Source organism: Arcobacter cryaerophilus gv. crypticus, from assembly GCF_002993025.1.
GTDB classification, from domain to species: Bacteria; Campylobacterota; Campylobacteria; order Campylobacterales; family Arcobacteraceae; genus Aliarcobacter; species Aliarcobacter cryaerophilus_B.
In genome coordinates this window covers 56830-76029 of the sequence record NZ_NXGI01000017.1, presented here as the reverse complement: position 1 = coordinate 76029, position 19200 = coordinate 56830, and the positions used below count along the sequence as shown (strand labels likewise).

17 protein-coding genes are annotated in these 19200 nt (G+C 26.6%); 10 read left to right on the top strand and 7 right to left on the bottom strand.

The window, feature by feature from the left end:
- Positions 1-19 precede the first annotated feature (19 nt).
- Complete coding sequence (murJ, locus tag CJ670_RS07795) at positions 20-1363, bottom strand: murein biosynthesis integral membrane protein MurJ (RefSeq protein WP_105939543.1); 1344 nt, start codon at positions 1361-1363, stop codon at positions 20-22.
- The gene (locus CJ670_RS07790; protein ID WP_105939542.1) at positions 1360-2943 is read right to left on the bottom strand and encodes an endonuclease/exonuclease/phosphatase family protein; all 1584 of its coding nucleotides are present in this window, start codon (positions 2941-2943) and stop codon (positions 1360-1362) included. The genes murJ and CJ670_RS07790 overlap by 4 nt, the downstream gene beginning before the upstream one ends.
- A 182-nt stretch (positions 2944-3125) precedes the next feature.
- Here CJ670_RS07790 and CJ670_RS07785 point away from each other — a divergent pair, with 182 nt between their 5' ends.
- Entirely contained in the window at positions 3126-3533 is a 408-nt protein-coding gene (locus CJ670_RS07785; protein WP_105910755.1) for a Fur family transcriptional regulator, read from the top strand.
- Between the two features lies 1 nt (position 3534).
- Here CJ670_RS07785 and ybeY read toward each other — a convergent pair whose 3' ends face one another.
- Positions 3535-3954 (bottom strand): rRNA maturation RNase YbeY, encoded by a 420-nt coding sequence (ybeY, locus tag CJ670_RS07780; protein WP_105910754.1) that lies wholly within the window; start codon positions 3952-3954, stop codon positions 3535-3537.
- A 65-nt stretch (positions 3955-4019) separates the two neighbouring features.
- Between ybeY and CJ670_RS07775 the strand changes: the two genes are divergently transcribed.
- A complete protein-coding gene (locus tag CJ670_RS07775; protein WP_105910753.1) occupies positions 4020-4433 on the top strand; it encodes a thioesterase family protein in 414 nt (137 codons plus the stop codon).
- Between the two features lie 15 nt (positions 4434-4448).
- Here the strand turns inward: CJ670_RS07775 and radA are convergent, their stop codons facing one another.
- Entirely contained in the window at positions 4449-5798 is a 1350-nt protein-coding gene (radA, locus tag CJ670_RS07770; RefSeq protein WP_105939541.1) for a DNA repair protein RadA, read from the bottom strand.
- Positions 5799-5939: 141 nt separating this feature from the next.
- Between radA and polA the strand changes: the two genes are divergently transcribed.
- The 8 genes from polA to CJ670_RS07730 all read left to right on the top strand — a co-directional run bounded on the left by polA (position 5940) and on the right by CJ670_RS07730 (position 15771).
- The gene (gene polA, locus CJ670_RS07765; protein ID WP_105939540.1) at positions 5940-8624 is read left to right on the top strand and encodes a DNA polymerase I; all 2685 of its coding nucleotides are present in this window, start codon (positions 5940-5942) and stop codon (positions 8622-8624) included.
- A gap of 85 nt (positions 8625-8709) precedes the next feature.
- Positions 8710-9663: a YbgA family protein gene (locus CJ670_RS07760; protein ID WP_105939539.1), complete on the top strand. Its 954-nt coding sequence runs from the start codon at positions 8710-8712 to the stop codon at positions 9661-9663.
- Entirely contained in the window at positions 9660-11072 is a 1413-nt protein-coding gene (locus CJ670_RS07755) for a phytoene desaturase family protein (protein ID WP_105939538.1), read from the top strand. The genes CJ670_RS07760 and CJ670_RS07755 overlap by 4 nt, the downstream gene beginning before the upstream one ends.
- A gap of 30 nt (positions 11073-11102) precedes the next feature.
- Positions 11103-12098 carry a sensor histidine kinase gene (locus CJ670_RS07750; protein ID WP_105939537.1) on the top strand — a complete coding sequence of 332 codons (996 nt, stop codon included), beginning with the start codon at positions 11103-11105 and terminating at the stop codon, positions 12096-12098.
- Positions 12095-12805: a LytR/AlgR family response regulator transcription factor gene (locus CJ670_RS07745; RefSeq protein ID WP_105939536.1), complete on the top strand. Its 711-nt coding sequence runs from the start codon at positions 12095-12097 to the stop codon at positions 12803-12805. Before CJ670_RS07750 ends, CJ670_RS07745 begins: the two co-directional genes overlap by 4 nt.
- A 65-nt stretch (positions 12806-12870) precedes the next feature.
- Entirely contained in the window at positions 12871-13941 is a 1071-nt protein-coding gene (locus CJ670_RS07740) for an EAL domain-containing protein (RefSeq protein WP_105939535.1), read from the top strand.
- 10 nt (positions 13942-13951) lie between these two features.
- Entirely contained in the window at positions 13952-14215 is a 264-nt protein-coding gene (locus CJ670_RS07735) for a hypothetical protein (protein WP_105939534.1), read from the top strand.
- Positions 14216-14385: 170 nt separating this feature from the next.
- On the top strand, positions 14386-15771 hold the full coding sequence (locus tag CJ670_RS07730; protein ID WP_425352278.1) for an ABC1 kinase family protein: 1386 nt from the start codon (positions 14386-14388) through the stop codon (positions 15769-15771).
- A gap of 1 nt (position 15772) precedes the next feature.
- On the opposite strand, the gene CJ670_RS07725 is transcribed toward CJ670_RS07730, so the two are convergent.
- Genes CJ670_RS07725 through CJ670_RS07715 form a run of 3 tightly spaced genes read right to left on the bottom strand, consistent with a single transcriptional unit; the run spans position 15773 to position 19174 of the window.
- The gene (locus tag CJ670_RS07725; protein WP_105939532.1) at positions 15773-16504 is read right to left on the bottom strand and encodes a TIGR03915 family putative DNA repair protein; all 732 of its coding nucleotides are present in this window, start codon (positions 16502-16504) and stop codon (positions 15773-15775) included.
- Complete coding sequence (locus tag CJ670_RS07720; RefSeq protein WP_105939531.1) at positions 16501-17736, bottom strand: putative DNA modification/repair radical SAM protein; 1236 nt, start codon at positions 17734-17736, stop codon at positions 16501-16503. Before CJ670_RS07720 ends, CJ670_RS07725 begins: the two co-directional genes overlap by 4 nt.
- Before the next feature lie 43 nt (positions 17737-17779).
- Positions 17780-19174: a cryptochrome/photolyase family protein gene (locus CJ670_RS07715; protein ID WP_105939530.1), complete on the bottom strand. Its 1395-nt coding sequence runs from the start codon at positions 19172-19174 to the stop codon at positions 17780-17782.
- Between the last annotated feature and the right edge of the window lie 26 nt (positions 19175-19200).

Below are 19200 nucleotides of genomic sequence, written 5' to 3'. Positions count from 1 at the left end.
TATCAAATGTTTACTAAAACTAAGAGTTCTTAAACATTTTTATAAATTTATCAAATCCAAAAGCTCTAAGAGTAAGAAAAAATAGTACAAAACCACTTAGTGTTCCTGAAAAAGCTAAACCAGCTGCTCCAAAAGGTTTTATTAGAATTAAAGAAAATATAATATTTGCTACTAAACTTTGTGCTGATATTTTAGCAGTTAGTATTTGTTGCTCTTTTGCATATAACCAAAGTGAGAATATTTTTGCTAATCCAAAAGGTAAAAGTCCGATTAAATACATTTTTAAAATTAGTGCTGTATTTGTTGTATCTTCACTTGTAAAAGCACCTCTTTGAAATAGAAGTTCAATAATAAATTTATCAAAAACTATACCAATAATCATTGAAATTGTTAAAACTGCAAATAAAATCAGAGCTGATTTTTTCATAAGTTTTAAAGCTTCATCTTCATCTTCATTTTTTATAGCTTTTGCAATCATTGGAAAAAGTGCTATTGAAGTTGCTATTGCAAAAATTGCAAGAGGTAGCTGAAAAACTCTGTTTGCATAGTATAAATACGATATAGAACCACTAATTAGCATTGAAGCTAACCATGTATCAATAAAAGCCGAAATATGCATAGTTGAAGAGCCTAGAGTTGCTGCAAAGAAATTTTTATAAAACTTATTTTCCTCTTTTTTCTTATTATTTTTAAATGTAAAAATTTTTCCTAAATTTGCTCTTTTAATAGCAATTATATGTACGATTACTTGCAAAATTCCACCAAATAAAACACCAAAAGATAGATAAAATGTAATTGTATATTGCTCAAGCCCTTTTGCAATAATCAAGCTAGCAATCATTGAAAGATTTAAAAGTGCTGTTGAGTATGCAGTTGTAGCAAAATGGTGTTTATATTGAAGTAGTGCACCCATAAAAGTTACCACAAAAATAAGAGGTAAATAGTAAAAATTTATAGCAAAAAGTGGTGCAGCTAAATTAATTGTTTCTTCACTAAATCCAATAGCAAAAGCTTTTGCAAAAAGATGTGAGAACAGAGTAACAATCAAAGATAAAACAATCAAAAAAGCTAAAATTTGTAAAAAGATAATAGATGAAAATCTTATTTTATACTTTGATTTTGCATATGAAGGAATAAAAGCTTGTGTAAAAGCACCATCTGCAAAGATACTACGAAATAAATTTGGAAATTTAAATGCTATAAAAAATATATCAGAATAAACATTTGCTCCCAAAATTGAAGCAGTCATTAAATCTCTTATAAAACCTGTAATTCTTGATACTAAAATACCAGAACTGTTTGTAAAAATTGATTTTAACAATCTACTTTTTTGGCTATTCTTTTGGCTACTTTTTTGATTCATTTTAACTCTTTGTAGTCATCTTTTGTGTGAAAAATTATTTGCATATTTCCTCTAAAAGAGCCTAATTGAGCATTTAATATTTCAATTGTAGAACCATCTTTTGGCAAAATATTTTTATCTTTTGCAAATAATCTAATAGTTTTTCCACCATTTATTTGTAAATTACCTTTAGTAATAAAACCTTTTAAATTTGTAATCACTTCATTTTCATATTTAAAATCAAAAATATCTATTTTTGAGCCATCTAAAAATAAATCTTTATAGTTTTTAAAACTACTATTTTCTTTTAAAATATTAAAATCTTTTATCTCTTTTAAACCATAAAAATCATAGATTTGATTTACTTGAATATTATATGAAAAGCCTTGTTTTAAATCTTTTGCATCTTTAAAAATATAAATTGCTCTATTGTTTTCTTGTTTTATTATTGCTTTGTCACCATTTTTATACAAAACTATAATATTTTCTAAAAAGACTGGAAATAGAAGTTTTTCTTTATTGTAAAGAGATGATATTTTAAGCTTCTTTTCAATATTTTCATCTAATTTTTTTATTGTATGGTTTGAGTTATTTAAATTATTTGTTGAAAATAGTGCGAAAATAGGAAGGTGGTCTGAAAAACCTTCACCTTTATGCATTTTTTCATTTCTATTTTCGCTCATTTTCCATCGTTTTATATCATTTTTTTCAAATAAATAATTTGGTTTAAAGACTGAAAATGAGCCTTTTGTATATGAAAACTCTTTATTATTTACCAAAGAAGAGCTTATTATAATATTGTCAGGTGTGTTGTTTTGTTTTCTAAATTTTGTTGAAAATCTCTCATTTGTAGGAAGTTCTAACCAAAGATTGTAGTGAACTTTTTTATCAAAGCTATTAATTTCATCTAAAATAACAAATTTATCATCAACTATTGTATTTAAAATATGATTTATTCCAGTAATACCAGCTGTAATATTTAATCTTTTATTATTTTTAAATGTTTGAAACTCGTTGTAATCAGAGTTAAAATCACCCAATAAAATATAATAGTAATCATTCGGAAGCTCTTTTAGCCTATCGTACAAAGTTTTTGCATATTTAACTCTATAATTTTCACCAGCTTTTTTAGAAGGCCAGTGGTTGTTGAAAATTTTAAATTCTATATTTTCTAGTTTAAAAGTTGTTTCTAAAATTGGTCTATAAACTCCTTTTTGGAATTTTACATTTAGATTTTGGCTATTTTTGATTGGAATTTTTGATAAGAAACCAAGCCCTACGGCACTAGACGGATATTTTGTAAAGTTATAATATGAATATTGTGGTAATTTTTGTTTTAATAGTTTGATTAAATTTTCATTTTCTATCTCTTGTAGAGCAATAATATCAACATCTAAATCTTCTATTATTTTTACTATATTTTCCAATTTTATATTAAAATTTCTTTGATTCCATAATGATTTATTATTTGGAATATATTCATTGTACTCTGTTTTGTCGTAGTTTAAGTCAAAGAAGTTTTCTACATTATAAGATGCTATTTTTAAATTTTGTGCATTTAAAAGTGTGCTAAAAATAAAGATTATTAGATATTTATACAAGGTTTGTTTCCATTTTTTTGGTAAATTGTATCAAATATTTTATTTTTAAAAGGTAAAGATGAAATATTTATTACTCTATTTTTTAATAAAATTTATTATTTGATAATTTCCAAGAATAATTTGATTTTTTTTCTGATATAATCGTGAAAATTTGTTATTTATAAGATAAAAAAGGAAAATTTATGCTTAATATTTCAGGATTATTAAAAGACTATGACTTAAAAGTTACTCCACAAAGAGTTGCTATTGTTGAAGAGTTATATACAAATGGACATATGAATATTGATGAAATTTATAGAAAATTGATACAAAGATTTCCATCTGTTTCTCTTGCAACTATTTATAAAAATATAAACTCTATGGTAGAGAGAGTTTTTTTAAGTGAAGTTAAAATCCCAAATGAAAAATCTGTTTATGAGTTAATAAAAACAGAACATGCTCACTTAGTTTGTAAAGATTGTGGATTTATTGAAGATATTATGCTTGATTCAAGTGATATAGTAGAGCAAGTTTCTAAACTTACTCCTTTTAAAATAGATTCAACAAATATTGTCTTAAGTGGTGTTTGTAGCAAATGTACAAACTCTTAGTTTAAGAGTTTCTCACTATTAAACTAGAAGGAAGATTGAATTTTATTATAAGTTCTTCTTCTTTCTGTCTATGTTCTCCATTATCAACTTCATGGTCATACCCCAAAAGATGCAAAAGACCGTGAATAAAAAGTAAATTCAACTCATTTTCTTCGCTATGCCCGTACTCTTTTGCTTTTTCTTTTACAAAATCTATTGAAATAATAATAGTTCCTAAAGGTAAATGCTCGAAATCACCATCAACTGGAAAGCTTAAAACATCTGTTGCTTCATCTTTCTTTCTATATTCAAAATTTATCTCTTTTATTGTTTGATTATCTACAATGATTAACTCTAAATCTTTTGTTGTAAGAGATGTAACTATTTTTTCAAGTGCTACTAAATCCACCAAAAAATCTGTTTGATTTTCAAAATCTATCATTTTTTATCCTAAATTAATATATTTCTAATAGTATATTACTTTTAAAATAAATCCAAGGAGAGATGATGAGTTTAACTGTAGGGAAAAAGGCATCAATTGACTATAAAGTTGAGAAAAAAGATTTAGCATCAAATCTAAATATATCAGCTGATTTAACTTTTCCAGAAGTTTTTGCAACAGCTAGAATGATAGCTTTGATGGAGTGTAGTGCTGCAAAATTAATGTTACCACTATTAAAAGATGATGAAAAAAGTGTTGGTGTAAATGTAAATATTACACATATGGCAGCAACTTTGGAAAATGATGTAGCTATTTCAACAGCAACTTTTGTAGGAATGGAAGGAAAACTTTATAAGTTTGAGATTGAAGTAAGTGATAGTGCAGGAGTTTGTGGAAGAGGGACGCATACAAGAGCTATTGTTTCAACTTCAAGACTTATTGAAGGTGCACAAAAAAGAGCTTTAGCAAATAAAAATTAGATTTAGTAATAGAGCTTAAAAAAGCTCTATTACTTTTGATACCTCATCAACTGCAAAAGTTTTTAAATCTAATTTTAGATTTGTTTTTTGAGCAATTATTGCTTTTTTAATTCCTTGAGCTTGAGCCTCTTTTAATCTTAAATCAATCGAGTAAACATCTTTTATTTCACCTGTTAAACTAACTTCTCCTATAAAAACAGACTCTTTTGAAATTGGTCTATCTCTAAAACTTGAAATTATTGCAGCAATTACTGCTAAATCTGCACTACTTTCTTTAATTTTTATTCCACCACTAATATTTATAAAAACATCATAGTGATTAAAAGGTAAATCTAATTTTTTCTCTAAAAGAGCTAAAAGCATATTTAAACGGTTTGTATCAAATCCTGTAGCACTTCTTTTTGGATTTGGAAAAGTTGTTTCACAAACAAGCGCTTGAACTTCAAGAATAATTGCACGGCTTCCTTCCATACTAACAGTTAAACTTGAACCACTTTGACTTTTGCTTTTATCAAAAAACTTGCTAGCTATATCTTTTGCACTTACAAGTCCTTCTTGTGTCATTTCAAAAATTCCAATTTCACTAGTTGAACCAAATCTATTTTTAAAACCTCTTAACATTCGAAGTTCTCTGCTTGCTTCTCCTTCAAAGTATAAAACTGTATCAACCATATGCTCTAGTACTCGTGGACCTGCAATACTTCCATCTTTTGTAATATGACCAATTATAAACATAGCAATATTTGACTCTTTTGCTTTTCTCATAAGCTCAAAAGTAATCTCTCGCACTTGCGATACACTTCCAGGACTTGAGTTTAAATGACCTGAATAGATTGTTTGAATTGAGTCAATAATACAAACTTCATAATCTTCTCTTAAAAGCTCACTCATAATCTCTTCAAGTTTTATCTCACTTAATAAAAAAAGTTCTTTGTGGTTTGCATCAAGACGGTTTGCTCTTAGTTTTATTTGTCCAGCACTCTCTTCTCCTGATACATAAAGTACTTTTTTACCACTTTTTGCAATACTTCCTGCAACTTTCAAAAGAAGTGTTGATTTTCCAACTCCTGGGCTTCCTCCAATTAAAGTTAAACTCCCAGGAACAACTCCTCCTCCTAAAACTAAATCAAATTCATAGTTAAAAGATGAAAACCTTGAAACATCATCTTGTAAAATCTCTGTTATTGGTCTTGCTTTTGAACTTGAACTACTAGCTGTTATAGTTTGTTTTAAAACCTCTTGTTGTACTTCATTTAACTCTATAAAACTATCCCAAGAGTCGCAACTAGGACATTTCCCGAGCCATTTGCTAGATTGTTCTCCACAGTGTTGGCACTCAAATAGAGTATTTTTTTTCTTTGCCATAATTTCGCCTTTTTGGAATAAAATTTTAGTAAGATAAATCAAAATTATTAAGATATTTAAATTTTAAATTTTACAATAAACCCATTTTTAAATGGGATTATTATATTATAAAATCTCTAAACTCACATTGAAAGAAGATTTATGAAAAAAAGCATCACAATAATTGATACATTTGGATTTTTATTTAGAAGTTATTTTGCACTTCCACCTTTAAGATCAAGCAGTGGTTTTCCAACTGGACTTTTAACTGGATTTATGAACTTTGTTGCTGGAATTGGAAAAGATTTTAAAACAGATTATATAGTTTTTGCTCTTGATGCAAAAGGAAATACTTTTAGAAATGAGTTATTTGAAAACTACAAAGCACAAAGACCAGATGTTCCAGAAGATTTATTAACTCAACTTCCTGTTGCTATTTCTTGGGTTGAGAAAATGGGATTTAAAATAGCAATACGAACTGGATATGAAGCAGATGATATGGTGGCTTCAATCGCAAAAGATGCAAAAGAGAAGGGCTTTGAGGTGAGAATTGTATCTCATGATAAAGATTTATATCAACTAATTGATGATGCAAATAGTGTATATTTGTTTGATCCAACAAAAAAACAGATAATTAATGAAGCAAAATGTATAGAAAAATATGGTGTTACTCCAAAGCAGTTTACTGATTATCAAGCACTAGTAGGTGATACAGCTGATAATATTCCAGGAGTAAAAGGAGTTGGAGCAAAAACTGCACAAACTTTAATAGAGCAATTTGGAACACTGGAAAATATATATGCAAATATTGAAAATATTGATAAAAAAAGAACAAAAGAGCTTTTGCTTGAAAGTAAAGATAATGCTTTTTTATCAAAGCAACTTGTAACTTTAAAAGATGATTGCCACTTTATATCAAATATTGATGAGTTCTCTTTACCATTAGAAAATCCAATTTTAAAAATAGCTTCAGATTTAGAGTCTTATGATATGAATAGGATAATCGAAAGAGTAAATAAAAATGGTTTAAACTATAAAACGCAAATTCCAAAACAAGCAATTGAACAGCAACTTGAGTATATTTTATTAAACAATGAAAATGATTTAAGTCTAGCAATAAACAAAATTCCAAGAGATGCAATAATTGCATTTGATACAGAGACAACCAATCTTGATACTGCAAAAGCAAAAATAGTAGGTTTTTCATTTTGTTATGAAGATAAAAAAGCATATTATGTACCAATATCACATAACTATTTAGGAGTTGGTAATCAAATTTCAGTTGATGCTGCTAAAAAAGCAATAGAGATTTTAAATAGATATAAACTTGTTTTTCAAAACTTCAAATATGATTGGCAAATTGTAAAAAACAATTTTGATTTGGATTTAAAACTATATGCTGATACTATGATTTTATCTTGGCTTTTAGATACAAGTGAAAAAGTTGGAATAGATTATCAAATAAAAAAATATTTTCAAATAGATATGATTCCTTTTAGTCAAACAGTAAAAAAAGGTGAAGATTTTTCAAGTGTTGAGTTAGAAAAAGCAACACAATATGCAGCAGAAGATGCTTTGATGACTTTGAAACTTTTTAATAAACAGCTTGAGATTTTTAAACAAAGAGATGAAGAGGAGCTTTTAAATATAGCTTTTGAGTTGGAGTTTAACTTTATTTATGTATTAGCAAGTATTGAGCAAAAAGGTATAAAAGTAGATGTAGAGCTTTTGAAAAAATATAAAGACAGTAGCCTTGTTTATCTAAATGATTTAACACAAAATATTTATGAAGCTTGTGGTGAGCGTTTTAATATAAACTCTCCAAAGCAGTTGGGTGTTATTTTGTTTGAAAAGCTTGGACTTGCATCTTCTAAGAAGACAAAAACAGGTTATAGTACAGATGAGTCTGTTTTGGATAGTTTAAAAGATAATCATATAGCTGTTCCACTTTTACTAAAATATAGAGAGGCTTTTAAGCTTCACTCAACATATATTGAACCACTTTTAGAGCTTGGATTAAAAGATAGTGAAAATAGAGTTTACTCTTCATTTTTACACACAGGAACTACAACAGGAAGATTAAGCTCAAAAAATCCAAATTTGCAAAATATTCCTGTTGGAGCTTTTAGTGATATTCAAATTAGAAAAGCTTTTGTGGCTAGTGATGGTTATAAGCTTGTTGGAGTTGATTATTCACAAATTGAGCTTAGACTTCTTGCTCATTTTTCACAAGATGAAGCACTTGTAAATGCTTTTAGACAAGATTTAGATATTCACCTACAAACTGCTATTAAAATTTTTGGAGAAGATGAAGCAAAAGATAAAAGAGCTGTTGCAAAAACAATTAACTTTGGGCTTTTATATGGAATGGGAAGTAAAAAACTATCAGATACTTTAGGAATTTCAACAAAAGAGGCAAAAGCATATATTGACTCATATTTTGAAGCATTTAAAAGTGTAAAAGATTATTTTAAATCTATAGAAGATAAAGCTATTGAAAAAGGTTATGTAAAAACACTATTAAATAGAAAAAGATTTTTTGATTTTCAAGGTGCAAGTCCAATGCTAAAAGCTGCATACTTAAGAGAGGCTGTAAATACACTATTTCAAGGAAGTGCAGCTGATTTAATAAAACTATCTATGATAAAAATTCATCTAAAATATAAAGATAATCCAAATGTAAAAATGCTTTTACAAATTCACGATGAGCTTATATTTGAGGTAAAAGATGAGTATATTGATGAAGTAACAGAAGATATAAAAGAGATTATGGAAAATATTTTTGTATTAAATGTTCCTTTAAAAGTATCTGTTGGAGTTGCTAATTCTTGGCAAGATTTAAAATAGATTTAATAAATTATTATTAACTTATAAAATAACTATACAAAAAAGCTTTTTTATATTATAAAATAAAATAAAAAAAGGCTTTACTATGATTTTGGGAGTTTCATCTTGTTTATTAGGAAATATGTGCAGATATGATGGTCATGGTGCGAAAGATGAGTTTGTATTTAATAGTTTAAAAGATTATTTCACTCTTTTACCATATTGTCCTGAGAATTCTATTTGGAATGCACCTAGAGATGCTATTAGACAAGTTTCAATAGATGGTGAGCTTAAAATATTTACATCTACAAAAGAGTCAAAAGATGTAACTACTATTTTAGAAGATGCTTGTGAAAAAATGGCTTTGAAAGCTTGTGGCGATGATTTATGTGGTTTTATTTTAAAATCAGCATCACCTTCATGTGGAATGGAGAGAGTTAAAGTTTATCAACCTTTTAATGCTCCATCAGTTAAAAATGGAGTTGGTGTTTTTGCAAAAAAATTAAAAGAGTTGTTGCCAAATCTTCCAATTGAAGAAGAGGGTAGATTAAATGATGCTTGGCTTAGAGAAAACTTTTTAATGCAAGTTTACTCTTATGCAAGTTTGAAAGAGTTATTAAAAAAAGAGAAAAAAATCTCAAATTTAATAGAGTTTCATACTTCATATAAATATTTAATATATTCAAAATCACAAAATTCATATAAAATTTTAGGAAAAATAGTTGCAAATAATGAGAAAAAAGATATTGAAGATATATATAAAGATTATGAGGCTGAGTTTTTAAAAGTAATAGCTACAAAATCAACTTTAAATAAAACTTACAATATTTTGCTTCATATTTTTGGATACTTCAAAAAACATATAACAAAAGAGGAAAAAGTTGATATTTTAGAGAGCATGTATGATTTTAAAAATAGGGTAATTCCACTAATTAGCGTAATTAAGATATTTAATATTTACATAAATAGATTTGATATAGCTTATTTAAAAAATCAACAATTTTTAAATCCATACCCATCAAAACTAGCACTTAGAAGTGATTTGAAGACTTTTAAATGAACAAAATTGATTTAGCTGTAATTGGAAGCGGAATAGGTGGAAGTTTAATCTCTATTTTAAATAAAGACAAAGACTTAATCCTATTTGAAAAAGATAAAAACTTAGGAGGAACAGCATCTACTTTTAAAAGATTTGGAAACTATTTTAATAGTGGAGCTACAACTTTTGTAGGTTATGAAGAAAATCATATAATAAAAGATATTTTTGATGAAGCAAAATTTACACCTGATTTAAAAGAGAGTTCTTATGCATATAGAACAATAATAAATGGAAAAATTATAGATAGAAAAACAGATTTTGAAGAGTTTATACAGAGTTTAAATAGTGTTTTTTACCATAAAAACAATAGATATTTTTGGCAAACTCTAAAAGATATAGATGAGAGATTTTGGAGATTAAAAGATATATATTTTGCAAAATATAGTTTAAATTCATACTTAAAAACTCTAAAAACAGTTGAAATACTTTTTAAAGAGTATAAATTTTTGATGTTTAAAAGTGCAAAAAGTTTTATAAAAGAGGTTTTAGGCGATATTTCAAAAGAGTATGAAGATTTTATAGATGCTCAACTTCAAATTACACTTCAATCAAATTCAAAAGATATTCCACTTCTATCTTTTGCAATTGCATTATCATACCCTTTTCACAAAATTTTTTATGCAAACGGTGGAATGGGAAAACTGTTTGATGATATGTTAAAAGATATAGATGTGAAAAAAAGTGAAGAGATAAAATATATAAAAAAAGAGAGCGAATTTTATAGACTAATATCATCAAAAGATGAGTATTTTGCTTCAAAAGTTGTTTTAAATGTTCCTGTTTTTGAGTGTAGTGAAATTTTTTTAGATGAAGATATTAAAAATTACTATAAAAAGTTTGAGTTTTATGATCAAAGTGCTTTTGTAATTTATCTAAAAATAGATTCACAAAAAGAGTTTTTAAATCACTATCAAATTATTTTAAAAGATACTATTCCAAATGCGGCTTCAAAGAGTTTTTTTGTATCTTTTAGTCACAAAGATGATGAAAAACTATCCAAAAATGGTTACTCTGTAACTATATCTTTTCATACAAAGGCTCTTTTTTGGAATGAGTTATCAAAAGATGAGTATGAAAAACAAAAAGAGTTGACAACAAAATTTATAATTGATGAGTTATTGAAAAATATTTCTGATATTAAAAAAGATGATATAAAAATAGAGTTTAGTGCCACTAGTAAAACATTTAAAAGATATATAAATAGATTTAATTGTGGAGCAACACCTTTGAATCTTAAAAATATTTTTAAAATTCCAAGCTCAACTACACCTTTTAAAAATCTTTACAATATTGGAGATTGTGTTTTTGCAGGGCAAGGTTGGCCTGGAGTTGCTTTAGGGGTTAAAGTTTTAAACCAAAACTTAATTTAGATAAGATGTCACAAATAAAAAAGGTTTAAAATGACACAAGATGAACTTATAATATCATCAAAAGATTGGTTAAATATCTTAATAATTGGAATACTATTTGGTTTTTTCCAATCTTTGATTTTCTATTTTTTAAATAAAGATTTACAAAATTTTTCAACAATTATTTTTAGTATTAGCACAGCTTTTTTTATAGCTATTTTTGCAATGATTTTAATAAGCTCTTCAAATAGATTTATTCTTCCAAAAATTGATAAAAAATATTGGTATATTTTTAGTCTGTTTTTTTCATTTTTATCTGGTTTTTTTGGATTTATATCAGCATTTTTTTTATATTTAAATACAAATTTTGAAGTTGTAGTGTTAGTTAGCTCTTTTTGGTTTAGTATTGCAGTTGTTGTTGGTTTTTTAACACTTTTGATGGCTTTGATTTTACATCAATTTGTATTCTTAAAAAATAAAAATAGTCAAATAGCAAAAGAGATAATAGAATCAAAACTAAAATCTTTGGAAAATGAGTTAAATCCTCACTTTTTATTTAATGCCTTAAACTCGGTTTCACAACTAATCTATAGCGATAAAAAAAAGGCAGAAGATGCAGTTTTGCAACTATCGAAATTTTTAAGAAACGCAATAAATAAAGAGAGTTTAGTTACACTTGAAAATGAGATTTTAATGGTGCAAACTTATGTTGGAATTGAAAATATTAGATTTGATAATAAAATTGTTTTGCACATAGATGATTACTCAAATTTACAATATGAAAAAATACCAAAATTTTCAATTCAACTTTTGGTTGAAAATGGTATAAAACACGGCTATTTGGGAAAAGAGTTAAATATTTATATCAAATTTGATAAAAACTCTATAAAAGTTTTAAATGATGGCAAAAAGAGTTCAAATATTAAATTTAAAACAGGTTTATCAAATTTAGAGAATAGATTAAAAATATTAAATGTAGGAGAGCTTGAGTATTTTGCAGATGATAACAATATGGCTTTTTCTATTATTTTAAAGGACAAAAATTGAAAGTATTAATAGTAGATGATGAGAGTTTGGCACTTGCTAGATTAAAAAGAGTTTTAAATGATAACAATATTTTTGATATAGTTGAATTTAGTGACCCTTTTGAAGCAATAAAAGAGGTATCTAAAACAAAATTTGATGCTGCTTTTTTGGATATCTCTATGCCAAATTTTAGTGGTTTAGAACTAGCTGAACTAATACTTAATATTGAGCCAAAAACTTTTATAGTGTTTCAAACAGCTTATGAAGAGTATGCTTTGGATGCTTTTAAAAAAGGTGGAATGGGTTATTTGTTAAAACCAATTGAAGATAGTGAACTAAAAAAAACTTTACAAAAAATATCTTTGTATAAAGAGGAAAAAAAAGATAATTCAAAAAAGATTTTAGGAAAAGTTTCTGATAAAATTTATTTAGTTGAAATGGATGATATTTTTTATATAAAAGCTGATTTAGATGAGATTATTATACGAACAAAAGAGAATTTTGTTTATGCAAAAAAGAAGATTGGGGATTTAGAAGAGATATTAAAAGATAAAAACTTTTTTAGAGTTCATAGATCTTACATTGTAAATGTTGATAAGATTAAATCTATAAAAAGTGTTGAGCAATCAAAGCTTGAGATATATTTTAGTGGTATTGATGAGTTTATTGTTAGCTCAAAAGATGGGGCAAAAGAGTTTAGAGAGTATTTAGATAAAAAAAGTATATAAAGAGGCACAAAAATAGTACCAAAATTTCTAAATTCTATTAAAATTTTAAAAAAAGAGGAGTAAATATGCCTACATCATCTTGTGTAAAGTGTCAAACTTTACCAATATTAAAAGATAGTGAGTCGAATCTAATTTTTGGTTTTGAGGTTATTGAGTTATCTAAAAAATTTAGAGATTTTTTAGATGATAGCGGTATTAATTATTTAAAAGAAGATAGTTTAACTGTTGTTGTTAAAACTTCTTCTTTGATTGATTTTTTAACTAATCTTCTTTCAAAAAATATATTTAAAAAACATGAAAGAGAAGCTATTTATATTCTTAGTTTAAGTGAAAATGAAAAACTTGATTACTCAAAAATTAAAAATGTAAAGAGTTTAGAGAAATATAAAAATCAAATCTCTGCTCAAGAGCTTTCATCTTTACTTTCAAAAGGTGGATTAACAGCACATTTTCAACCAATTTTAGATGTAAAAACTAATACAATTTATGGTTATGAAACTCTTGCAAGAGGTGTAAACGAAGATGGAACATTGGTTTATCCAGATAAGCTTTTTACTTGGGCAAAAGATGGAGATATGCTTTTTTATTTAGATAGAGCTTGCAGAGAGAGTTCACTAAAAACTGCTGCTATTAAAAATATTAGAGCAAAGGTTTTTATAAACTTTATTCCAACAGCAATTTATGATCCAAATCACTGTTTACAATCTACTGTAAAATGGGCAAATTCTTTAGAGTTTGATCCAAAAAATATTATATTTGAAGTTGTTGAGAGTGAAAATATAGAAGATATTGAACACTTAAAAAATATTTTAAATTTTTATAAATCAAAAGGTTTTATGGTAGCTTTAGATGATGTTGGAAGTGGATACTCCTCTTTAAATATGATTGTTCAACTTCTGCCTGATATTGTAAAAGTAGATAGAGAAATTATAAAAGATATTGATAAAAACAAGGCAAATCAATCTGTTTTTACAGCAATTGTAAATATTGCAAAAGAGAATAATATTGTTGTTTTAGCAGAAGGAATTGAGACTAAAGAGGAGTATTTATACTTAAAAGACAATGGTGCTTCATTGGTTCAAGGTTACTACTTTGCAAAGCCATCTTCGGAGCCAATTAGAAAAATTAATTTTTAAGGAGTTAAAAATGTTAAAAGAGATTTTATTTACAGGACTTGGTGGAGCGTTACTTTTAAAAGAGCGAGTTGAAGAGGAGTTAAAAACTCTTGAGGAAAAAGGAAAAATTAAAACTAGTGATGCAAAGAGCTTTTTGGAATCTTTAGAGCAAAAAGGAAAAGATGAAGATGAGCGAATTAAAACTAAGATAAAAGATATGTTTAAAGAGGTTTTAGATGAATTAGGAGTTGCTACAAAAGCTGATTTAGAGAAGTTAAAAGAGGATTTAAAATAAAAACTTTTTATATCTATTTTAAACTTTTTTCACCTTTTAGAGTCTATTTAATATTTAGATTTTTACTATCTCTTTTTTTACTTATTAAAAAAAGAGATAGCTTTTTATTTGTTAAAGCTTTAAATCCAAAAAAACTAAAAGAGACAATATTTTATTTAGGAGCTAGTTTTATAAAACTTGCACAAGTTTTAGCAACTAGATCTGATTTTTTCTCAAAAGAGTATTTAGATGAGTTAAAAGAGCTTCACGATAAGCTTCCAAAAATGTCTAAAGCTGATTTTGAAGATGTTTTTAAAGAATCTTTCAAAAAAGAGTGTTTTAAAAAGTTTGAAAATGAACCAATTGCAAGTGCTTCTATTGGTCAAGTTCATATTGCTCATTTGCAAGATGATACAAAAGTTGCAGTAAAACTTAGAAGAAAAAATATTGAAAAACAAGTAAGAGTTGATATAAAAATATTAAACTTTTTTAACAAACTTTTTAGACCACTCTTCTCATACTATACAAAAAACTCAATTGATGCAGTTATAAATGAGTTTTCATCTATGATAAAAGATGAAACGAATCTTACAATAGAGCTTGAGAATTTAAAAAAGTTTTCTACTGTATATAAAGATAGTGATATTTTATTTCCAAAACCTTTTGAAGAGTTTTGCTCTCAAAGTGCTATAGTTATGACTTTTATGGATGGTTTTAGATTTGATGATAAAACTTCTTTAGAAAAATATGATATTGATTTTAAACAAATTATCTCAAAACTTGTAAATTTTTACACACAGCAGATGCTAATAAATGGATATTTTCATGCCGATCCTCATCCTGGAAACTTGCTTGTAAATACAAATGGAGACTTAATATTACTTGATTTTGGAATGGTTAAAAATATACCAAATGACTCAAGAGTTGCGATAATTGAGCTAATTGATGGTGCAAACAGAGGTGATTTTGAAACATTTGTAAGAGCAAATAAAAAACTTGGAACTATTAGTTATGAAGCACCTGAAAGTTTAATGGTTGAGTTTAGTCAAAAGATGTTTGATATTTTCTCAAATGATAATTTATCTAGTGAATCTATGCAAAAACTAGCATTTGAAGTTTTGGAAAGCACTAGAGATTTACCTTTTAAACTTCCAAGCGATGCTGTTTATATTCTAAGAGTTAGTGCAATAATTGAAGGATTAGGCACAACTTATATAGAAAATTTTAATGGTGTAAAAGATATTTTACCAATCTTAAAAGATAATCTTCCAAAAGCTTTAGGAATTAAAACTACAATTTCACAAATAGTTTTAGATGAGTTAGAGTCACTTCCAAAATTTATAAAAAACCTAAAACAACTAGTTGCAAAAGGTTCAAAAGGTGAGCTTGAAGTACAAATAAACAAAGAGCAACTAGAGTTTATAAAAAAAGATTTAAAAGAGTATTTTGGCTCTTATTTAAAATCTTTTTCATTTATTTTATTTGGAATATTTTTGATGTTTTATGATGATAATTTAAAAAATCTAGCTTTGGTTTTGGTCTCTTTTGGGTTTTTAAGAGTTTGGTTTATAAAATAGTTTAATTTTTAAATTCACTCATATAAGTTCTATATAAAAGTGGTACCATCTGTCTTTGAAGCTTTGGGTTTATTCTTTCGTTTATTGCAACTGCACTAAAAAAACTTTTCCATAGTTTTTGAAACTTTTGCTCACTTGATGAATAATTTGGTTCATCAAAAAAAGCAACCTCTTGAACTGAAAAATCATTTTGCATTTTTACAAAAGCTAATTTTCTATTTATATCATGAATTATAAAATTTTGGTTGTTAAATCTTTTTAGAAAATGTTTTCCCAAAAAATAGACAAGATTAAATTTTGATTCAACTTTGGCATACAAACTCTTATCATCTAACTCTTCAAATCTTACAAAACCTGTCATTTTATGTACATTTCTAAATAACTCTTTTTCAAGATTATTTATATAAAAAACGCAAGAGTTATTGATATTGTATAGTTGTTTTGATTCTTTAAAACCAATAATAATATACTCTAATAAATAGAGTTCAAATTCTTTTGAATCACACATAAAAATATTTAAAATCCTTTGAATTAACTCATTTGGAAATTTTGTTTTTATGGCATTTAAAACTTTTGTAGCATCATGTTTTGAAGTGTTTATTTCTAAAATCTCTTCAAAAATCATCTCATTTGGAAGAGTTTTATATATCTTTATAGGTTTTAATTTTTTATAATAAACCTCATAAACCAAAGATAAAAATCCCTCAAAAGTTCCATCATAAAGTAAAATCATATTTCACCTGTAATTGAACTATAATCAAAAAGTGAAGCTTGAACCAGTTTTTTTGGTTCTGGTTTTATAAGTGCAAGTTTGAGGTTTTCCCTATAAAATGGAACTTGTCTTTGAAAATCTTTATTGCAAGTGATAAAAAACTTAGCCTTTTTAATTGAAATTTTTAGTTTTTTCAGATCATCAAAGCTTAATTTCTTAAATCTTCTAGCACTTAAAATCTTCATAACTCCTCTAGCTCCAATTCCTGGAATTCTAAGAAGCTCCTCTTTTGAAGCTGTATTTATTTCCATAGGAAAATATTTTAGGTTGTTTAATGCCCAAAAAGTTTTTGGATCAAGCTCTTCATCAAGATTTGGAAACTCATCTGTAACTATCTCATCCCAAGAAAAATCATAAAATCTAAGCAACCAATCAGCTTGATAAAGTCGATGTTCCCTTAAAAGTGGTGGTTTTGTAACAATTGATGGAAGATTTTTGTCATTGTTTACAGGAATATAAGCACTATAATAAACCCTTTTTAACAAAGCTTTATCATATAAAGCGGAGCTAAGTTTAAGTATATCTCTATCGCTTTCAGGTGTTGCTCCAACGATTAGTTGTGTGCTCATTCCTATTGGTTTTTGCTCTTTTGCTAGGCTTAAATCTCGTGCAAATTTTAGTGGTTGTAAGACTTTCTCTTTTGTTTTATTAGGAGCTAAAAGTTTAAGGGATTTATCACTTGGAAGCTCTATATTTGAGCTTACTCTATTTGCTAGTTTTACAATCTCTTCAACTAACTCCATAGAGCAACCAGGAATTAATTTTATATGAATGTAACCGTTAAATTTATACTCATATCGCAAAATTTTCAAAGCTTTTAAAATCAAAGTCATAGTGTGATCTTCATCTTTTACAATGCCTGAACTTAAAAAAAGTCCTTCTATATAGTTTCTTTTGTAAAAGTTAATCGTAATGTCTGCAAGTTCTCTTGGAGAAAAAACAGCTCTTGGAATATCATTTGAAACACGATTTATGCAATATGCACAATCATAGATACAAATATTTGTAAGTAGTACTTTTAAAAGTGATACGCATCTGCCATCAGGTGTGAAAGTGTGGCAAATTCCACTTGTGTGAGTTGCTCCAAGTTCCCCTTTTTTGAAGCTTGTTTCAACTCCACTTGAACTGCAAGATACATCATATTTTGCACTATTGGCTAAAATTTCCATTTTTTCATATATATCATTTTTCATTTTGTAATTTTACTTTAAATAAATTTTTTCTTCCAAAAATATGTCAATTTGCAATAAAAGTTTCATCTATAAACTTTTGTGCAACTAAAAGATGATTTTCTAACTTCTCTTTACTCATTTTATTTAAAAGTGCTATTTGCATCTTCATTCTTGGATTTTTATCAAATTTAAAAGAGTATTTATATAAAAATCTCCAGTAAAGTGCATCCAAAATTTCACACCAACTCTCATTTTTACTATAATCACTCATCTTTAAAAGATAGTTTGAACTTGCTATATATGGTTTTGTAGTTATGCTTCCACCATCACTAAAACCACTCATTCCATAAACATTTCCAACCATCACCCAATCATAAGCATCAATATAGTTTTTCATAAAAAACTCATAAACCTCATTTGGTTTGATTTCAAGTAATAAAAATATATTTCCTAAAATCATAAGCCTTTCTATATGGTGATTATAAGCTGTGAGGTTTAGTTTTTTCATAGCATCATCAAGTGGTTTTATTCCACTTTTTCCTTCAATTATCTTTTTAGGCATAGGATTTTTAAACTCAAAGAAGTTTGAATTTCTAAGTTTTACTCCGTCATCTTCATAAACTCTTAGCATAAACTCACGCCAAGCTATAATTTGTCTTATAAATCCCTCTTTTGCATTATAAGGTGCCTCAAAATTTACTATTTTTTCTATTAACTCCTTTAAATCAAGTAAACCAATATTTAAACTACTTGAAATATTTGAATGAAATAAAAAAGATTGTTTTGTATCTTTTGTGATTGCATCTTGATAGAAGCCAAAATTCTCAAATTTTTCTTTTAAAAAGTAGTTTAGTTGCAAAGAGGCTTCTTCAAAAGTTGTAGGATAATAGAAATATTCACAAACCCCAACACTTTTAAACTTTTTGCAATACTCTTTTGCCTCTTTTATAAAACTATTTTCATATGTCAAAGTTGGTGGAATTTTTATCTCTTTTCGAAGTTTTTTTCTATTGTCTTCATCAAAACTATATTTATCAAAAAGAGGTTTTCCATTTTGCATAAAAATATCTAACTCTTTTCTTCTATTTATATAAAACTTATGCAAAAACTTGTTTTTATCTTTTGGGTTTATGAAGTTTGGATTTTTAATTGTTGTTATATTTGAAAAGTTTTTATAAACTTTTTTCTCCAAATAGTTATCAAAAAGTTCATATATAAAAATCTCTTCATTTTTATAAATTTCAAGATAACTCTCATCTTCAAAATACTCAACTAAAGTATTGTTTTGTTTTAAAAAACTCTCATAAAACTTCATACTAGCTCTATGAAGCACAAGTTTTTGAATATGAAAATCATATTGAGTAAAAAATAGTGGCTCTTCTATTAAAAGCACTTTTTTGTTTGCAAAGTTTGATAAATTTTTAAATAGTTGGTTTGGGTAAAGGATAAATGTTTTCATAAACTGATTTTATTTATTTTAACTGT